Annotated in this window: 16 protein-coding genes; 6 read left to right on the forward strand and 10 right to left on the reverse strand. The window is 72.9% G+C overall.

The features are described 5' to 3' along the window. Positions 1–55 precede the first annotated feature (55 nt). Positions 56–1,387, reverse strand: coding sequence for an NAD(P)/FAD-dependent oxidoreductase (locus ACH0A8_RS14475; RefSeq protein WP_235426368.1), 1,332 nt, complete (start codon positions 1,385–1,387; stop codon positions 56–58). 101 nt (positions 1,388–1,488) lie between these two features. Continuing rightward, the gene (locus ACH0A8_RS14480; protein WP_406907427.1) at positions 1,489–2,037 is read right to left on the reverse strand and encodes a dihydrofolate reductase family protein; all 549 of its coding nucleotides are present in this window, start codon (positions 2,035–2,037) and stop codon (positions 1,489–1,491) included. Between the two features lie 93 nt (positions 2,038–2,130). On the opposite strand from ACH0A8_RS14480, the gene ACH0A8_RS14485 reads away from it, so the two are divergent. After that, the gene (locus ACH0A8_RS14485; RefSeq protein WP_406907428.1) at positions 2,131–2,949 is read left to right on the forward strand and encodes an alpha/beta fold hydrolase; all 819 of its coding nucleotides are present in this window, start codon (positions 2,131–2,133) and stop codon (positions 2,947–2,949) included. Continuing rightward, the gene (locus ACH0A8_RS14490; RefSeq protein WP_406907429.1) at positions 2,946–3,689 is read left to right on the forward strand and encodes an esterase/lipase family protein; all 744 of its coding nucleotides are present in this window, start codon (positions 2,946–2,948) and stop codon (positions 3,687–3,689) included. The genes ACH0A8_RS14485 and ACH0A8_RS14490 overlap by 4 nt, the downstream gene beginning before the upstream one ends. 125 nt (positions 3,690–3,814) lie before the next feature. Here ACH0A8_RS14490 and ACH0A8_RS14495 read toward each other — a convergent pair whose 3' ends face one another. The 5 genes from ACH0A8_RS14495 to ACH0A8_RS14515 form a co-directional block, all read right to left on the reverse strand. Further along, the gene (locus ACH0A8_RS14495; protein WP_235426366.1) at positions 3,815–4,204 is read right to left on the reverse strand and encodes a VOC family protein; all 390 of its coding nucleotides are present in this window, start codon (positions 4,202–4,204) and stop codon (positions 3,815–3,817) included. A gap of 84 nt (positions 4,205–4,288) precedes the next feature. Continuing rightward, positions 4,289–5,296 (reverse strand): LacI family DNA-binding transcriptional regulator, encoded by a 1,008-nt coding sequence (locus ACH0A8_RS14500; RefSeq protein ID WP_066655952.1) that lies wholly within the window; start codon positions 5,294–5,296, stop codon positions 4,289–4,291. Positions 5,297–5,476: 180 nt separating this feature from the next. Then, entirely contained in the window at positions 5,477–6,997 is a 1,521-nt protein-coding gene (locus tag ACH0A8_RS14505) for a tripartite tricarboxylate transporter permease (protein WP_209685533.1), read from the reverse strand. Position 6,998: 1 nt separating this feature from the next. Further along, the gene (locus tag ACH0A8_RS14510) at positions 6,999–7,643 is read right to left on the reverse strand and encodes a tripartite tricarboxylate transporter TctB family protein (RefSeq protein WP_406907430.1); all 645 of its coding nucleotides are present in this window, start codon (positions 7,641–7,643) and stop codon (positions 6,999–7,001) included. Beyond that, complete coding sequence (locus ACH0A8_RS14515) at positions 7,640–8,596, reverse strand: tripartite tricarboxylate transporter substrate binding protein (RefSeq protein WP_066658604.1); 957 nt, start codon at positions 8,594–8,596, stop codon at positions 7,640–7,642. The genes ACH0A8_RS14510 and ACH0A8_RS14515 overlap by 4 nt, the downstream gene beginning before the upstream one ends. A 249-nt stretch (positions 8,597–8,845) precedes the next feature. On the opposite strand from ACH0A8_RS14515, the gene ACH0A8_RS14520 reads away from it, so the two are divergent. Next, on the forward strand, positions 8,846–10,123 hold the full coding sequence (locus ACH0A8_RS14520; protein WP_406907431.1) for an ATP-binding protein: 1,278 nt from the start codon (positions 8,846–8,848) through the stop codon (positions 10,121–10,123). Continuing rightward, positions 10,120–10,845: a response regulator gene (locus tag ACH0A8_RS14525; protein ID WP_235426364.1), complete on the forward strand. Its 726-nt coding sequence runs from the start codon at positions 10,120–10,122 to the stop codon at positions 10,843–10,845. The genes ACH0A8_RS14520 and ACH0A8_RS14525 overlap by 4 nt, the downstream gene beginning before the upstream one ends. A 153-nt stretch (positions 10,846–10,998) precedes the next feature. Here ACH0A8_RS14525 and ACH0A8_RS14530 read toward each other — a convergent pair whose 3' ends face one another. Both ACH0A8_RS14530 and ACH0A8_RS14535 read right to left on the reverse strand, forming a co-directional pair. Beyond that, positions 10,999–11,472 (reverse strand): nucleoside deaminase, encoded by a 474-nt coding sequence (locus ACH0A8_RS14530; RefSeq protein ID WP_066658599.1) that lies wholly within the window; start codon positions 11,470–11,472, stop codon positions 10,999–11,001. 76 nt (positions 11,473–11,548) lie between these two features. Continuing rightward, positions 11,549–12,199, reverse strand: a complete 651-nt coding sequence (locus ACH0A8_RS14535) for a CatA-like O-acetyltransferase (RefSeq protein WP_066655940.1) — start codon at positions 12,197–12,199, stop codon at positions 11,549–11,551. A 61-nt stretch (positions 12,200–12,260) separates the two neighbouring features. Between ACH0A8_RS14535 and ACH0A8_RS14540 the strand changes: the two genes are divergently transcribed. Then, entirely contained in the window at positions 12,261–12,932 is a 672-nt protein-coding gene (locus ACH0A8_RS14540) for a DUF2461 domain-containing protein (RefSeq protein WP_066655937.1), read from the forward strand. A gap of 43 nt (positions 12,933–12,975) precedes the next feature. Then, on the forward strand, positions 12,976–13,557 hold the full coding sequence (locus ACH0A8_RS14545; protein WP_066655935.1) for a YbaK/EbsC family protein: 582 nt from the start codon (positions 12,976–12,978) through the stop codon (positions 13,555–13,557). 6 nt (positions 13,558–13,563) lie between these two features. Here the strand turns inward: ACH0A8_RS14545 and hrpA are convergent, their stop codons facing one another. Further along, positions 13,564–17,433 (reverse strand): ATP-dependent RNA helicase HrpA, encoded by a 3,870-nt coding sequence (gene hrpA / locus ACH0A8_RS14550; protein WP_406907432.1) that lies wholly within the window; start codon positions 17,431–17,433, stop codon positions 13,564–13,566. Positions 17,434–17,450 lie beyond the last annotated feature (17 nt).

Here is a 17,450-nt window from a genome sequence, read left to right on the forward strand (position 1 = left end):
GGCGCCGGGCCGGCGGCCGGCCCGGCCGGGCCGGGCCGCGGCCGACCCGGCCGGCCTACTCGGCCTTCTGCATCTGCCAGGGCTCGGGCTCGCGGTCGCCGTTCGGGCGCACCGGCCGGACGTCCCCGACGATCGGGATCGAGCGCTTCCGCATGAACCACAGGTAGCGGACGAAGAAGTGCGAGAGCGTCGACAGCCGGTTGCCGTTGCCGAGCAGCGAGGCGATGTGCACCGCGACCCACGCCAGCCACGCCACGGGGCCGACCATCGTGATGCCGCCGCGCAGCTGCGCCACCGCGGCGTTCGTCCCGATGGTCGCCATCGTGCCCTTGTCGAAGTACTTGAAGTGCTCGGTCGGCTTCCCGTCGAGCAGCCGCACCACCTGGCGCGCGACGTGCTTGCCCCCCTGCAGTGCGGGCTGGGCGAGCTGCGCGAGCGCGTCGTCCTGCGCCGCGATGTCGCCGGCCGAGAAGATCCGCTCCACGCCCTTGACGCTCAGGTCGTCGTTCACCTGGATGCGACCGCCGTGGGTCTGCGGCAGGCCCCAGCCGGAGACCTCCTTGTGCGCCGCGACCCCGGTGGCCCAGATGACCTGCGACGCGGGGATGAACTCGCCCGAGGCGGTGACGACCCCGTCCTCCTTGACCTCGGCGACGCCCGTGTCCAGGCGGAGCACGACCCCTCGCTTCCGGAGGACCTTGGCCGCGTACCGACGGAGGCGCGGGGCGAACGGCTTGAGCAGCTCACCGCTGCGGTGCACCAGCGTGATGGAGATGTTGCCGCGCTCGATCTCCGGGTAGGCACCGACGAGGGCCTGATCGCGGAGCTCGGCGAGGGCACCGGCCATCTCGACGCCGGTCGCGCCGCCGCCGACGATGACCACGCGGATCTCGTCGGGACCCTGCTGGGCCGCGGCCTGCTCGAGACGGGTGAACAGCTCGTCGCGGATGCGGAGTGCCTGCGAGCGGGAGTACATCGAGTAGGCGTACTCGTACGCACCGGGGGTGCCGAAGTAGCTCGTGTTGACGCCGTTCGCCAGGATCAGCCAGTCGTAGTGCAGGTGCTCGCCGTCCGACATCTCCGCGATGCGGTGCTCGGTGTCGATGCCGGTGAGCAGCCCGTGCCGGAAGTCGGCGTTCGACTGCTTCGCCCGCAGGCTCCGCAGGAAGTACGTCACGTCGCCCGCGTTCAGGCCGCCGGTGGCGACCTGGTACATGAGCGGCTGGAACATGTTGTAGACGTGGCGGTCGACGAGCGTCACCCGGACGTCCGCGTCGGCGAGTTCACGCATGGCCGCGATCCCCGCGAAGCCACCCCCGACGATGACGACGTGCGGGCGGGTGTCCTCGGACATGGTGTTCTCCAGGGTGGTGCGGTCGACGGCCACCCAGAAGGGTACGCCGGTCTCGGCACCCGTCCGTCCACCTGCCCGTCCGGCTGCCGATGGAGCGGTCCCGCGGTCCGGCCTGGAGGCACGCCACGCCGCCGTCAGGCGTCGAACGGCGCGTAGGTGCTCAGCACGTTCCCCTTGCTGGTCACCACGCTCTGCACCAGGCGCAGGCGGGTGGGCGGGTCCGTCGGTTCGAAGAGCCGCCGCCCGGCTCCGGCGATCGCCGAGTGCACCATGAGCTGCAGCTCGTCGAGGAGTCCGGCGAACAGCAGGTGGCGCACCAGCGTGACGCTGCCGGTGACCGCGACGTCGCCGCCCTCGCCGGCCTTGAGGTCGCGGACGAAGTCGTCGACGTCGCCCTGGATCCGGTGCGCGTTCTGCCACGTCAGGTCGTCACCGAGGGTGGTCGACGCGACGTGCTTCTCGATCGGGTTGATCCACCGGCCGAACGGGTCGTCCTCGTGCCGGGGCCACCACTCGGACCACTCCAGGTAGCTCTGCTTGCCGAGCAACACCGTCTCGGTCCGCTCCATCCACGCCGTCATGGCGGTCCCGAGCTCGGCGTCGAACGAGTCGTACTGGAACTCGTACGGGTCCTGCACCACACCGTCGACCGATGCGAACAGCCCCGAGGTCACCTTGCGCATGCTGCGGAGCATAGGGCCGCGGCGACCCCGCGTCGAGAGGTGCGTGCCGATCAGGCTGACCCCGCGCCGGGGAGCGCCGGGTAGGTTCGCACCGTGCGCGCACGGGTGGAGTCCTTCGAGGTCGGTGGGCTGTCCGTGCGGCTCCGGACCCTCGCGCCGGCCGGGCGGCTGCACGACACGCTCGCGCCGACGGTCGTCCTCGTGCACGGCATCGGCATGTCGCACCGCTCCTTCGACCGGACGCAGCGCCACCTCGCCCGCACCCACCGCACGATCGCGGTCGACCTGCCGGGTTTCGGCGGGCTCCCCCCGGCAGGCCGCCCGCTCGACCTGCAGGAGCTCGGCGACCTGGTGGTCGAAGCCGTCCGGTCGCGGGGCGTCGGGGACCTCGTGCTCGTCGGCCAGTCGATGGGCACCCAGGTCGTCGTCGAGGCAGCCCGTCGGCACGCCGAGACGGTGACCGCGGTCGTCCTGGTCGGGCCCGTCGTGGACCCGGCGCGGCGGACGCTGCTGCAGCAGGCGACGGACCTCGGACGCGACTGCCTCGTCGAGGACCCGCGGATGAACCTCGTCGTGCTCACCGACTACCTGCGGAGCCTGCGGCAGTACGTCCGGCAGCTCCGACCGATGCTCCGTTACCGGCTCGAGGACACCGTCCCGGAGCTCCCGCAGCCGGTGCTCGTCGTGCGCGGCGACCGCGACCCGATCGGGCGACGGGACTGGGCTGCTGCGCTCGCGGTCGCAGCGCGTCGGGGTGTCCTGGTCGAGCTCCCCGGCGGTCACCACGTGCAGGACCGGCAGCCCGTCGCGTTCGCGCGGCTGGTCGACGAGTTCCGGCGGGTGCAGACCGTCGAGGACCTCGCAACCGGTGGCCCGTCGACCGGTGACACCACGACGGGGCCGGCACGGTGACGGACCGGACCACCCCGGGGACGGGAGCGGCGTCGGGGACGGCGGCCGTGCCTCCCGGCCGTGTGCCGCTGCTGCGTCGCGCCTGGTGGGCCGCCCTCGACTGGTGGTACGCCGCGCGGTGGCAGCTGCGGAGCACCGGACCGACGACCGCCGATGACTACCGGACCGGTGACGGCCAGCCGGTCGTCGTCGTGCCCGGCGTCTACGAGACCTGGCACTTCATGCGCCCGCTGATGGACGCCCTGCACGACGCCGGACACCCGGTGCACGTGCTGCCCGTCCTGCGGCACAATCTGCGTCCCGTGCCGGAGTCGGCGCGCGAGGTCCTGGCGTACCTCGACGAGCACGACCTCCGTGGGGTGCTGGTCGTCGCGCACAGCAAGGGCGGTCTGATCGGCAAGTACGCGATGACCCTGCCCGAGGGGGAGCGCATCGACCGGATGGTGGCGGTGTCGACGCCGTTCGGCGGGTCCGTGTACGCCCGGCTGGCGCCCGTGCCGCACCTGCGGGCCTTCCGTGCGGCGGACCCGGTGCTCGCAGCGCTCGGACGCGACCTCGCCGTGAACGCCCGGATCACGTCCGTCTACGGGGTCTTCGACACGCTCATCCCGGGAGGCAGCGAGCTCGCCGGGGCCACGAACGTGCGCGTGCCCGTCGGCGGGCACTTCCGGATCCTCGGCGCGCAGCAGACCCGCGAGGTCGTGCTCGACGCGGCCGCGGGCCCGGGCACAGCGGGCTGAGCCGAGCGCGGCCCTGCGGCGGCCGTGCGCGAGACTCGCGCTGACGGACACGTTCCTCCCCGGGGCCCGCGAGTCTCGTCCGCCTGGCCGAGTCTCGGGGCCGTGCCGCGCCGCCGCCGCCGCGGTCAGGCGCCGGGCAGGAACAGGCAGAAGGGGTGCCCGTCGGGGTCGAGGAGCACCCGCACGTCGTCCTGGGGCTGGAAGTCCGCCTCGGTCGCACCGAGCTCGAGCGCGCGGGCGGTCGCGGCGTGGAGGTCCTCCACCTGCAGGTCGAGGTGCAGCTGCATGCCCTGCGTCCCCGTGACCGGGGGCCAGGTCGGTGCCTCGTAGGCGTCGTCGTACTGCACCGAGAGCCCGACCCCGCCGTCGGCCGGGCGCACCCGCAGCCAGGTCGGACCGTCCTCGTGCACGGTCCACCCGGTCAGCGCACCCCAGAACCGCGCGAGGCGCACCGGGTCGGGGGACTGCAGGACGGTCGCGGTCAGCACGGGCATCGCGGGGTCGTCGGCACTCATGCGGCGCACGGTACCCGGGCCTGTCGACAGGACGGTCCAGCACCGCGACGGCCGCGCGACGGACGCGCGACGGCTGCCGGCTGGTCAGCGGGCGGCGACGCTCGCGCGCTCGACGATCCGGTGCGGCACGACGACGGTCTCCGGAGCGGCCGTCGGGTCGGCGATGCGTCGGGTGAGCAGGTCGAGCGCCGCCGTGGCGAAGGCCCGCCGGTCGAACGACACCGTCGTCAGCGCCGGGATCGCGAAGGCTGCGGCGTCGACGTCGTCGAACCCCACGACGCTGACCTGCTCCGGCACGTGGACACCCCGTGCCGCCAGGACGTGCAGCACGCCGAAGGCGATCGAGTCCGTGTACGCGAACACCGCGTCCGGCAGCGGGTGCGCGTCCAGCCAGGTCGCGAACCCCGCCGCCGCCGCACTCGTCGACCACGTCGGCAGCGGCACGCGCAGGGCGGGGTCGACCTCGAGGCCGACCGCGCCGAGCGCATCCGCGTGACCCTGGTCGCGCAGCTCGCTCGTGGCGGTGGCGTCCGTCGGACGGGCGGCTCCGACGACCGCGATCCGACGGTGCCCGCGGTCGAGCAGGTGGGTCGTGACCTCGCGTGCGGCACGGCGGCTGTCCACGTGCACCTGGTCGACGTGCTCCGGTTCGACCTCGCCGATGACGACGGTCGGCGGGAGCCCCTCGGTCTCGGCCAGGACGCTCGCGCTGAGCGACACCGGGTTGAGCACGAGGCCGTCCACCAGGTGGGCCCGGGCCCGGGAGACGAGGTCCCGCTCACGTCCCGGGTCGTGTCCGGTCTGGTCGAGCTGCACCGTCCAGCCGCGCTCGCGGGCGAGTTCGACGAACCACTGGGCGAGCTCGGCCGAGTAGGCGCTGCCGAGCTCGGGCAGCGTCAGGGCGATCGCGCCGGAGCGTCCGTTGCGCAGGCCGCGCGCGGACAGGTTCGGCACGTAGCCGAGCTCGGCGACCGCGCGCTCGACCCGCTCCCGTGTCGCCGGCCGCACGGGCACGCCGCCGTTCACCACGTTGGAGACGGTCTTCGGGGAGACCCCGGCGAGGGCCGCCACGTCCCGCACGGTCGCGCGCATCGGGACGAGCGTAGCGCGCCGCCCGGCGGACGGGAGGCGCGGTGCGGTGCCGCCACGTGCCTCCCGTCCGTCGCGGTGTCGGACGGGAGGTGCGGTGCAGGACCGCCCCGTGCCGCCCGTCCGACACGGGGCGGGTCCGACCCGGACCGCGTGCCGCGGGCCGGCGACGCTCGGTCGTGGCTACGCGTCGACCAGCTCGCGCCGTGCCGCTCGGCGGGCGCGGACGCGGCCGGTCACCGTGACCGCGACCACGACCGCCAGCACCGCGTAGAGCACGATCGGGATGGGGCCGGCCACCAGCACCGAGAAGTCCCCGTCGGCGCTCAGCGCTGCGTCCCGCAGGCTCGTCTCGGCGAGCGGACCGAGCACCATCCCGATGATGAGCGGTGCGAGCGGGATGTCGAGGGCCCGCATGAGGAACCCGACGAGGCCGATGCCGAGCAGCATGAGCAGGTCGAAGACCGAACCGCTCGTCGCGTAGATGCCGAGCCCGCAGAAGACGGCGATGCCCGCGTAGAGGTACGCCCGCGGGATCCGGAGCAGCTTCGCCCACAGCATCGCGAACGGGAGGTTGATGACGAGCAGCACCACCATCGCGATGAAGAACGACGCCAGCAGCGCCCAGACCAGGTCGGGGGACCGGTCGAAGAGCAGCGGACCCGGCTGCAGGCCGTACTGGCGGAACGCGGCGAGCATGATCGCGGCGGTCGCCGACACCGGCAGACCGAGGGACAGCAGCGCACCCATCGCCATGCCGGTCGTGGAGTTGCCGGCTGCCTCGGGTGCCGCCAGGCCGCGGATCGCACCCGTGCCGAACTGCGGGTCCTTCCGGCGGGCGTCGAGACGCTTCTCGAGCCCGAACGCCAGGAAGGTCGGGATCTCCGACCCGCCGGCGGGCACGACGCCGAAGGGCAGCCCGATCGCGGTGCCCCGCAGCCAGGCGGGGGCCGCCTCGCGCAGTTCCCGCTTCGAGAGCCACGGGCGTCCGGTCGCCTGCACCATCCGGCCGTCCTTCAGGTGTCGGGCCAGGCACGCGACGTAGATGACCTCGCCGAGCGCGAGGACCGCGACCGTCACCGTGACGAGCGAGATGCCGTCGAAGAGCTCGGGCACGCCCATCGTGAAGCGCGGTGCACCCGAGATGCCGTCGACGCCGATCACCGCGATGCCGAGACCGAGGCACAGCGAGCCGAGGCCCTTCAGCGCGTCGTCGGTGACGACCGACGACGTCGTGACGAACGCGAACAGTGCGAGGGCGAAGAACTCCGCCGGTCCGAAGCTCGACGAGAACGACGCGAGTGCCGGTGCGAGGAACACGACCAGGACCGAGGCGATCATGCCGCCGACGAACGCGCCGATCGCGGCCGTCGCGAGTGCCTGGGCCGCTCGTCCGTTCAGCGCCATCTTGTGGCCCTCGAACGTCGAGGCGATGGCCGAGGCCTGGCCCGGCGTGTTCATCAGGATGCCCATGGTGGAGTCACCGAAGAGCCCGCCGAAGTAGACGCCGGCGAACATGATGAACGCCGCGGTCGGGTCGAGCGAGAACGTCACGGGCAGCAGCAGCGCCACCGCCATCGACGAGCCGAGGCCGGGGAGGACGCCGACCGCGGTGCCGAGGAGGCACCCGACGACGACCCAGAGCAGGTTGGCGGGGGTCAGGGCGCCGGCGAAGCCGTCACCGAGGAGACCGAGCACGTCCACGTCAGAACTCCCATCCGACGATGCCCGAGGGCAGCGACAGGTCGAGCAGCATGTCGAAGGCGATGTAGCTGATCGCGCTCACCGTCAGCCCGACGACGAGCGGACGCAGCCACCCCGGGGCGCCGAGCCCCTTCGCGACACCGAGGAAGAGCAGTCCGGCACCGACGATCCACCCGAGCACGCCGAGCAGCAGGGCGAAGGCGGCGAAGGACAGGACCACCCAGGCCAGGGAGCGCCAGTCGACGCGGACCGAGCGCTGCTCGACCGAGGTGCCGGTCGTGTCGGTGTCGGCGGCGGTGTGCGCGTCGGTGCGGACGGCGGTGTCGGTGCGGGCCTCCGACGGTGTGCCGTCGGACCCGACCCGTCGGCCGCGCGCAGCCCGGACGGACCGGACGACCAGCAGGGCGGCCAGCAGCAGGAGTGCGGCGGCGACGATGCCGGGGAACACCGCGGGCCCGGGGAACGCGGTTCCGTCGGGGACCTCCATCGTGACGATGCCGACGACGAGGTAGACCGCGAAGGCGGTGAAGAGCGCCGGGGTGGTCAGCTCCTTCGCCACCGCGGCGACGCGGCCGGGGTCGGCCCGCAGCGTGAGCCGCTGTCCGACGACCGCGGAGGACGACGTGGGGTTGCTCGGACGGGTCATCGGCCCAGCTCCTCGTACAGCCCGGTGATGCGCTCGCGCTCCTCGTCGATGAACGCGTCGAGCTCGTCACCCGTGATGATCCGCTCGGTCCAGTGGTACCGCTCCATGGCGTCCGCCCACTCGGGGGTGTCGAGCGTGTCCAGCACGATGTCGGTCAGCTGCGCCCGCTGCTCGTCGTCGAGTCCGCCCGGTGCAGCGATCTCGCGCCAGTTCGTCAGCGTGACGTCGTGCCCCTGCTCGACCGCGGTGGGGATGTCGATGCCCTCGACCGGCTCCGCCGCGACGAGCGCGAGTGCGCGCAGACGACCGGACTCGATCTGGTCGATGTTGTCCGGGTACCCGCCCGAGGCCGCCGCCGCCGTGCCGTTGAGGAGCGCCTGGATGGCCTCGCCACCGCCGTCCGACGGGATGTAGTTCGTGTCCTTCGGGTCGATCCCGGCCGAGACGGCGAGGTCGGTGACGACGAGCTGGTCGAACGAGCCGCCGCCCGTCCACGGCACCGAGCCGGGGCGCTCGCGCCAGGCGCTGACGAGGTCGTCGAGCGTCTCGTACGGCGAGTCGGCGGGGACGACGATGACGTCGTACTCCTCGACGGTGACCGCGAGCGGCGTGATGTCGTCGTGGGTGACCGCGGAACCGAACTGGATCTCGGCCGCGAGGAGCCCCGTCCCGCCGACGAGCAGCGTGTCCGTCTGTCCGGCGAGCCGAGCGACGTTCCCGAGCGCGATGGTGCCACCGGCGCCCGGCATGTTGACCACCTGGACCGAGTTGACGATGCCGTTCGCGCGCTGCGCCTGCTGCATGGACCGTGCGACGCCGTCCCAACCGCCGCCGGCCGCCGCCGGCGCCACGAGGGTCACCGACCGGGTCGGGTCACCTCCGGCCGCTGCCGACGTCACCGAGCCGAAGGCCGCGACCGCGATGGACACCGCGGCGACGGCTGTCCCGACCACGCGTGCGACGGGGCGACGGGCACGCGGCGGACCCGGCGTCCCCGTCGTCGGCTGCTCCGGCACTGGTTGCTCCGCGGGCACGGGTTGCTCCGGCTGCACTGGTTGCTCTGGCATTGCTGGCTCCCTCCTGCGCACGTCGTCGTGCCGCAGGTCGAGAAGTACGATGGCAGCCGCCGACCGGGCGAGCACCCGGCGGCGGAGATGTGCTCATTGACGCTCACGGCGTCGCGGCCGAAGGGGGACGCCACGGTGACCAGGGCTCGTCTCGGGCGGTTGCGGCGGACCGCGGTGCTCGCGCTGCCGAGCGTCATCGTGCTCGCGGCGACGGGTGTCACGACCGGGGTCGCGGCCGTGGTGCAGGAGCGCGCCATCCGCACGTCCGTGGTCGACCAGGTGTCCGGCGTCGCGTCGAGCCTGGCCGACCTGCCCGAGGTGCGGGACGCGGTGGCGTCGGTCGCCGACCGGGGCACACCCGGCGCGCTCGCCGACGCCGACGACCTCGTCTCTGCCACCGCGGCACTGCAACCGATCGCGACGCTCGTCGAGGGTGCCGCCGGCGTCTCGTACGTCGTGGTCACCGACGACGACGGCGTGCGGATCACCCATCCGGACCCGGCGGAACGCGGTGAGCCCGTCGAGACGACGATCGCGCCCGTGCTCCGCGGTGCGGAGTTCGTCGGCACCGAGACCGGCCCGTCCGGGACGACCCTGCGTGCGAAGGTGCCCGTCGTCGACGCGGACGGCGAGGTCGTCGGCGTCGTGGCGGTCGGCGTGCTCGAGTCGACGATCGCGGCCGACCGGGAACGGGCACTCGGCACCCTGCTGCCGTGGAGCACCGGCGCGCTCGTCGCGGCGACGCTCGCGAGCGTGCTCCTCTCACTCGTGATCGCCCGACGGCTCCGCCGAGCCGACGCGGTCGACGCGGAGAGCCGGCAGGTCCGGTGGACGACCGAGGCGCTGCGCGAGCAGGCACACGAGTTCGGCACCCGTCTGCACGTGGTGCGCGGACTGGTCGAACAGGGGGACGACGAGGACGCGATGGCCTACATCGACGCCGTGGCACCCGGGTTGACCAGCGGCGGCGGTGCCGGGTCGCCGCGCCGCGGTGCGGTGGCGACGGCGTCGGTCGCGGCGGTGCGCTCGGAACTCGCCGTGGCCGGGACCACGCTCGACCTCCGGATCGCCGACGACGTCGTGCTCGACGACGCGGTGCTGCTGGTCGTCGCCAACCTGTGCCGGAACGCCGCCGAGGCCGGGGCGGCCACCGTCAGCTGCACCATCGGCTCGCATGACGGGCGTGTGACGGTGACGGTCGAGGACGACGGACCGGGCATCGACCCGGCCGACGCGCACCGCGTGCTGACCCGCGGGTGGTCGTCGAAGACCGACGAGAGCGGCCTCGGGCGCGGCATCGGCCTGGCACTCGTCCGACGCACCGCCACCGACCGCGGCGGATCCGTGGTCGTCGGACGGTCGGCAGCGCTCGGCGGTGCCCGGCTCGACGTCGAGATGGCGGCGGGATCGTGACGGCGGCGCTCCGCGTGCTCGTGGTCGACGACGACGCCGGCGCTCGCGCACTCCACACCCGGTGGGTGGCCGCGACCGAGGGGTTCGCCGTCGTCGGGGCGGTCGCGTCCGGCGGCGCCGCGCTGGCATCCGTGGAGCGCGGGGTCGACCTCGTGCTGCTCGACATGCGCCTGCCCGACATCAGCGGCATCGAGGTCCTGCACCGCATGCACGTCGCCGGCGTCGACGACACCGACGTGCTGGTCGTCAGCTCGTCCCGCGACCAAGTCACCGTCCGGCAGGCGCTCGCCGCGCACCCGGTCGGGTACCTGCTGAAGCCGTTCGACCGCGAGGCCCTGCAGGACCGGCTCCGCGCCTACGCGGCCGAACGTCGGTCCCGCGAGGACGCGCAGCGCGACGTCCCGATGGGGCAGGGCGACGTCGACCGGCTGCTCGCCACCGGATCGGTGCGCGTGGTCGGACCCGACCGCACGGCGACGAGAGCGCCCGAGGACGCCCTCCCGAAGGGCGTCAGCGCCACCACGCTCGGTCGGGTCGTGACGGCGCTCGACCCCGTGGTCGCCCGCTCGGTCGACGAGGTCGCGGCAGCGACGGGCACCTCGCGGGCCACCGCCCGCCGGTACCTCGACCACCTCGTCGCGACGGGCGCCATCGACCTGGCGCACCGGTACGGCCGTCGAGGCCGTCCGCAGGTGCTCTACCGGCTGACGCCGGCTCCCTGAAGGCCCGGCCACGGCAGCCGGGTCGCGATCCGTGACGGAGGGAAGGCCCGTGGCGGCGTCGCCACGGGCCTCCCGTCCGTCACCGGGTCACGCGCGTCGCGTGGTGACAACCCGTCGTACGGTCCCATCCGTGGCGGGCGGGCGGGCGTCCGGTCAGGACGGGTGGCGGGCGGTCCACTCGCGGAACGGGGCCGTCGGGTCGTCGACCCGGCCCTGCTCGCTCGGCAGGGCGCGCTCCGTGACGGGCTTCGCGTACTCGTCGTAGAAGGTGGCGAGCGTCATCAGGCGGTTGCCGTCCTCGTAGTGCTCGCCCTCCTGCTCCCGCGTCGCGGCGAAGACCACGCGGTCCGGCTGGGCGTAGTACAGCGCGCCGAGGCACATCGGGCACGGGTACGCGGTGACGAACACCTCGTGGCCGGTGAGGTCGGTGATGCCCTGCTCGGCGGCGGCGCGGATCGCGCGGATCTCGGCGTGCGCGGTCGGGTCGCCGGTCTGGGCGACGTGGTTGACGGCTTCGACCACGACCTCGCCGTCGCGGACGATCAGGCAGGCGAAGGGCTTGCCACCGTCGTGGACGTTGTCGAGGGCGCGAGAGACCGCGAGGGCGGTGAGTTCGTCGTCGTGCATGCCGGCCACGGTGCTCTCGGCCAGTGCTCGTCGGGTGTGCGTCCGGGGGACGGGGACGAGCGGATCGCGGTGCTGGTCAGCCGAGCCAGGACGGGTCGGCGAAGAGCGCCTCGACCTCGGTGACGAAGCGCGAGGCGTGGAAGCCGTCCACCGCCGCGTGGTTGATCCGGAGCGCCATCGGCATGCGGGTGCGTCCGTCCACCTGTCGGTAGCGCCCGAGCGTGATCACGGGCGCCAGGTGGTCCTCGGCGCCCGTCAGGTGCAGCGCGAAGCCGGTGAACGACGTGCGGGGGAGCGTCGAGACGTCGAAGAGGTCGGTGCGACCGGTGCCCTGCGGGAACATGCGGTGGTCGTCGCGGTACCGCTCGGTCGTGGCGACCACGGCGTCGTGGAACGCCCGTGCGTCGGGGTCGTACTCGGTGACGAGCACCGAGAAGGTCTCGGTGTCGCGGTGGAAGACGGTGAAGGTCGGGTGCACCACGTCCCACACCGCGGGCCGGCCCTCCTCGGTGAGCTGCATCCGGAACTCGTCGTGCCGGTTCACGACCGTCGCGAGCACCCAGATCTGGGACGGGTACGTCTTCGCGCCGGCGGCCCGGGCGGCGTCGACGAAGGCGGTGACGTCGACCTCCACGGTCATCTCCCACGCACAGGGCTCCCGCCGGTAGTGCGCGAAGTGCTCGGCGCGGGGCCACTGGTCGAGGTCGATCGGTCGGAGTCGGTCCACCCGGCCAGTCTCGTCCCCCGGACTCCCGACGCGCGTGCACCGGACGGCGGTTCAGTGGTGCATGCCCTCGACGCCGTTCTCACCAGCGCTCGCGACGTTCTTCCGCGGGCTCGCCGCGCACAACGAGAAGTCGTGGTTCGAGGAGCACCGCGACGACTGGGAACGGCACGTGCAGGAGCCGATGGAGGCGCTCCTGCACGAGGCCGAGCGCCGCTACGGTGCCGGACGGGTGCTCCGGCAGCACCGCGACCTGCGCTTCACGCCGGACGAGCGGCCCTACCGCGAGGACACCGGTCTCACCGCGGGCGGCACGTACCTCAGTGCCGGAGCGGACGGGTTGCAGGTCGGCGGTGGACTCTACGAACCGTCCCGCGCACAGCTGCGGGCAGCGCGCACCACCATCGACGAGCACCCGCAGGCCGCGGCCGCGCTGCAGCGTGAGCTCGACGAACTGACCGATGCCGGGTACGAGCTGGCCGGACCGCCGCTGAAGACCGCCCCGCGCGGGTACGACGTGGACCACCCGCGGATCGACCTGCTCCGGATGCAGCACTACGCGGCGCTCGTGCACCTGCCGCTGGAGAGCTCCCTCGACGACATCACCGCGGCGTGGGACCGCGTGCAGCCGCTGGTCCGGTGGACGGTGAAGTGGGCACGGGCGGACGACCCGGAGGCTTCGGACGACCCGGCGCCGCCCGTGCCGGGAGCCCGGTCGATCGACGAGCGCGCCTGACCGCCTGATCGCCCGTCCGTCGGCTGCTCCCTAGGCTCGGGGCATGCCGACGCTCGACCGTTCCCCTGCCCTCGTCGCCACCGGGTTCCTCGCGATCCCCGTCGCCCAGGCGCTCGTCGCACTGCCGAGCGACCTGCTGTCGACGATCCAGGCGGCGCCGATCGACCCGGCCCTTGCCGACACCGCAGCCTTCTCCGAGGCGTACGGCTACCCGCTCGAGGGCGGCGCGAACTGCATCGTCGTCGTGGGGAAGCGCGGCGACGAGGTCCGCCACGCGGCGTGCGTGGTGCTCGCGTCGACGAAGCTCGACGTGAACCGGGTCGTGAAGAAGCTGCTGGACGTCCGCAAGGCGAGCTTCGCGCCGATGGACCAGGCGGTCGAGCTGACCGGCATGGAGTACGGCGGGATCACCCCGATCGGGTTGCCAGCGGACTGGCCGGTGTACGTCGATGCCCGCGTGCTCGGTGCTCCGGAGGTCGTCGTGGGTGCCGGGCTCCGCGGGGCGAAGGTGTTCCTGCCCGGGCGGACCCTGGCGGCGCTGCCGAACGTCACCGTGGTCGAGGGGCTGGCCGTCGAGGGGCCCTCCGTCGAGGATCCGGCCACCGGAGCCGCCGACCTCGGCTGAGCCCCGTCAGCGGGCGGCGGCCAGGGTCTTCGTGATCCGCTGCAGCGAGACCGTCTCGGCGGTGCCGAGCTCCTGGGCGAACAGGCTCAGGCGGAACTCCTCGAGCATCCACCGTGCGTGCACGAGCTCGGGATGCGCACCGACCGACGGCGGGAACACGCCACCGGCGTCGGTGTAGCGGTCGGTGGCGACCGTGACCTCACGCATCCACGTGGCGTCACGTCCGGGGTTCTGCAGGAGCTTCTGCACGCGGGCCTCGACACCCCGCAGGTACACCCGGATCCGCCGGAGCCGGTCGAGCCCGGCGACGGCGACGAAGCCCGGGAAGACCAGGCGCTCCACCTGCTGGCGCATGTCGGTGAGCGCCGGCAGGAGCGCCATCGAGTTCGCCTGCTTCATCGCCTTGTCGGCCGCCCGCTGCGCGGTGAGCACGGCGGCGACCTCGGACACGGCGGTGAACATCGTGTCGACGACGGTGGCGGACACGGCATCGCGGACCGCCTCGAAGTCGGCCTTCGTGAAGACCAGGCCGTCGGGGTGGGTGCGTCGGATGCCCGCGTCCACGACGGCGGCCAGCACGTCGTCGAACAGCGCCGCGGTCGACGCGTACGGGCTCGCGGCCAGCGCGAGCTTCTCCTGCGCCGTGAGGTGCGACTGCACGTACGACACCGGCGAGGGCACGGCGTGCATGACGAGCCGACGGACGCCGGCGGGCATGCGCACAGCGCGGTCACCGGGCGTCGCCAGGAGGCGGACACCGACCGTCGCCTTCGGACCGTCGCCCTCCTCGACCAGCGACGGGTAGGCACGGATCACGCCACCGGCCTGCTTCGTGTCGAGGACCTGCGGCAGGTCGTCGGACGGCCAGGCGGTGAGGCCGGAGCGTTCCACCTGCGTGCCGGAGGAGGCCCCGGCGACGCGCGCCGCGCCTCCCGGCCGGGCCGCTGCCCTCGCCGTCGCGGAGGCGACGCTCTGCTGCGTCCGGTCCTTCAGCTTCGTCTGGAGGGCCGCGAGGTCCTTGCCGGACTCGACCCGACGGCCGCGCTCGTCGACGACCGCCCAGGTGGGCAGCAGGTGCGCCGGCACCCGGGACAGGTCGAAGTCGGCCTCGGTCACCGGCACGTACGTCATCCGTTGGATCGCCGCGGCGAGGGTCGCGCGGAAGGACTCCGTCGGCTCGGTCGGAGCGTCGTCGGGCAGTTCGGCGACGATCTTCTCGGCCCAGTCGGCAGCGGGGACGACGTTCTTCCGGATCTGCTTCGGCAGCGACTTGATGAGTGCGGTGACGAGTTCCTTCCGCAGGCCACGGACCTGCCAGTCGAAGCCCTCCTCGCGCATGCGGGGGAGCAGCGCGAGCGGCACCTGCACGCTGACGCCGTCGTCCTGCGCGCCCGGCTCGAAGCGGTACTTGATCGCCAGGCGCTGGTCACCGGAACGCCACTGCGTCGGGTACTCCTGCTCGTCCTGGGCGGCCTCGGCGGCGTCCTCGTCGAGCAGGTCCTGCCGCCGCATCGTGAGCAGGTCCGGCTGCTCGCGACGGGTCGTCCGCCACCACCCCTCGAAGTCGCGGGTGGTGGCGACGTCCGCAGGGATCCGTGCGTCGTAGAACTCGTACACACGCTCGTCGTCGAACAGGATGTCGCGACGGCGGGTGCGCTCCTCGAGCTGCTCGAGCTCGCGACGGAGCTTCCGGTTCGCGCGGTCGAAGGCCTGCTGCGCGTCCCACTCGCCCTCGACCAGGGCGTGGCGGATGAACAGCTCGCGCGAGTGCTCGGGGTCGACGCGCCCGTACTGCACGCGGCGACGCTGCACGATCGGGACACCGAACAGCGTCACGCGCTCGTACGCGACGACCGCACCCTGCTTCTTCTCCCAGTGCGGCTCGCCGTAGGTGCGCTTGAGCAGGTCACCGGCGAGCGGCTCGACCCACGCGGGGTCGATCCGGCCGACGGTCCGGGCGAACAGCCGACTCGTCTCGACGAGCTCGGCGGCCATCACGGCGTCGGGCTGCTTCTTCGCCAGGACGCTGCCCGGGAACACCACGAACCGGACGTTGCGCGCGCCGAGGTAGTCGCGCTTCTCCTTGTCCCGCAGCCCGATCTGGCTGAGGAGCCCGGCGAGCAGCGAACGGTGCACCGCGTCGCCGTCCTCGGAGCGCGACTGGCCCACCCGCACGTCGACCTGCTTCGCGGCGCGGGACAGCTGCCGGTACAGGTCCTGCCACTCGCGGATCCGCAAGTAGTTGAGGAACTCGGCCTTGCACAGGCGGCGGAACGCGCTCGACGACAGCTCCTCCTGCTTGTCCTCGATGTGGTTCCAGAGGTTGAGCAGGGTGAGGAAGTCGCTCGTCGGGTCGGCGAACCGGGCGTGCAGCTGGTCGGCGTGGGCACGCTTCTCGAGCGGTCGTTCACGTGGGTCCTGGATGCTCAGGGCGCTGACGATCGCGATGACCTCGCGCCCGACGCCCTGGCGACCGGCCTCGAGCACCATCCGGCCGAGCCGCGGGTCGATCGGCAACCGGGTGAGCTGTCGGCCCGACCTGGTGATCCGGCCGTCGCGGTCGACCGCGCGGAGCTCCCGCAGCAGGTCGAGGCCGTCCTTGACGCCCCGGGAGTCCGGCGGCTGCAGGAACGGGAAGCGTTCGATGTCGCCGAAGCCGAGGGAGATCATCTGCAGGATGACCGCCGCGAGGTTCGTGCGGAGGATCTCGGGGTCGGTGAACTCCGGACGGCGCGTGAAGTCGTCCTCGGAGTAGAGCCGGACCGCGATGCCCGCGCTGGTGCGACCCGCGCGTCCGGAGCGCTGGTTCGCGCTCGCCTGGCTGATCGCCTCGATCGGCAGCCGCTGCACCTTCGCCCGCGGGGAGTACCGGGAGATGCGGGCGGTACCGGTGTCGATCACGTACTTGATGCCCGGCACCGTCAGGGAGGTCTCCGCCACGTTCGTGGCGAGGACGACGCGGCGACGGACACCCGGGGTGGTTCGGCGCTCGAACACGCGGTGCTGGTCGGCGGCGGAGAGTCGGCCGTAGAGCGGCAGGACCTCGGTGCCCGGGTAGCGCTTGCCCTCGATCGCCTCCTGCGCGTCGCGGATCTCGTTCTCGCCCGACAGGAACACGAGGACGTCGCCCGGGTCCTCGCGCGCGAGTTCGTCGAGCGCGTCGGTGATGCCCTGGAGCACGTCGCGGTCGTCCGCGCTCCCACCGCGGCCACCGCTGTCGTCGGTCCGCGGGTCGGTGTCGTCGCCCTCGTCCGCACCGGTGTCACCGTCCGCCGCGTCGTCGGCGACGAGCGGCCGGTAGCGGATCTCGACCGGGTACGTCCGGCCGGACACCTCGATGATCGGTGCGCCGCCGAAGTGCTGCGAGAACGACTCCGGGTCGATCGTCGCACTCGTGATGATGACCTTGAGGTCGGGGCGCCGGGGGAGCAGCCGCTTCAGGTACCCGAGCAGGAAGTCGATCGTCAGCGAGCGCTCGTGGGCCTCGTCGATGATGATCGTGTCGTAGCGCTCCAGGTCACGGTCGAAGTGGATCTCGTTGAGGAGGATCCCGTCGGTCATGAGCTTGATCCGGGTGTTGCCGCTCACCTTGTCGGTGAACCGCACCTGGTAGCCGACCAGGTCGCCCAGTTCGCTGCCGAGCTCCTCCGACACGCGCTCGGCGATGGTGCGGGCGGCGATCCGGCGGGGCTGGGTGTGCCCGATCGACTCGCGGCCGAGCTCCAGGCAGATCTTCGGCAGCTGCGTCGTCTTGCCCGAGCCCGTGGCACCGGCGACGATGACGACCTGGTGGTCACGGATCGCGGCGGCGATGTCGTCCCGCCGCTGCGACACCGGCAGTTCGGGCGGGTACGTGATGACGGGCGTGGCAGACATGAGCATTCCAGGATAAC

This window comes from Curtobacterium sp. 179-B 9B NHS (assembly GCF_045370965.1).
GTDB lineage: Bacteria > Actinomycetota > Actinomycetes > Actinomycetales > Microbacteriaceae > Curtobacterium.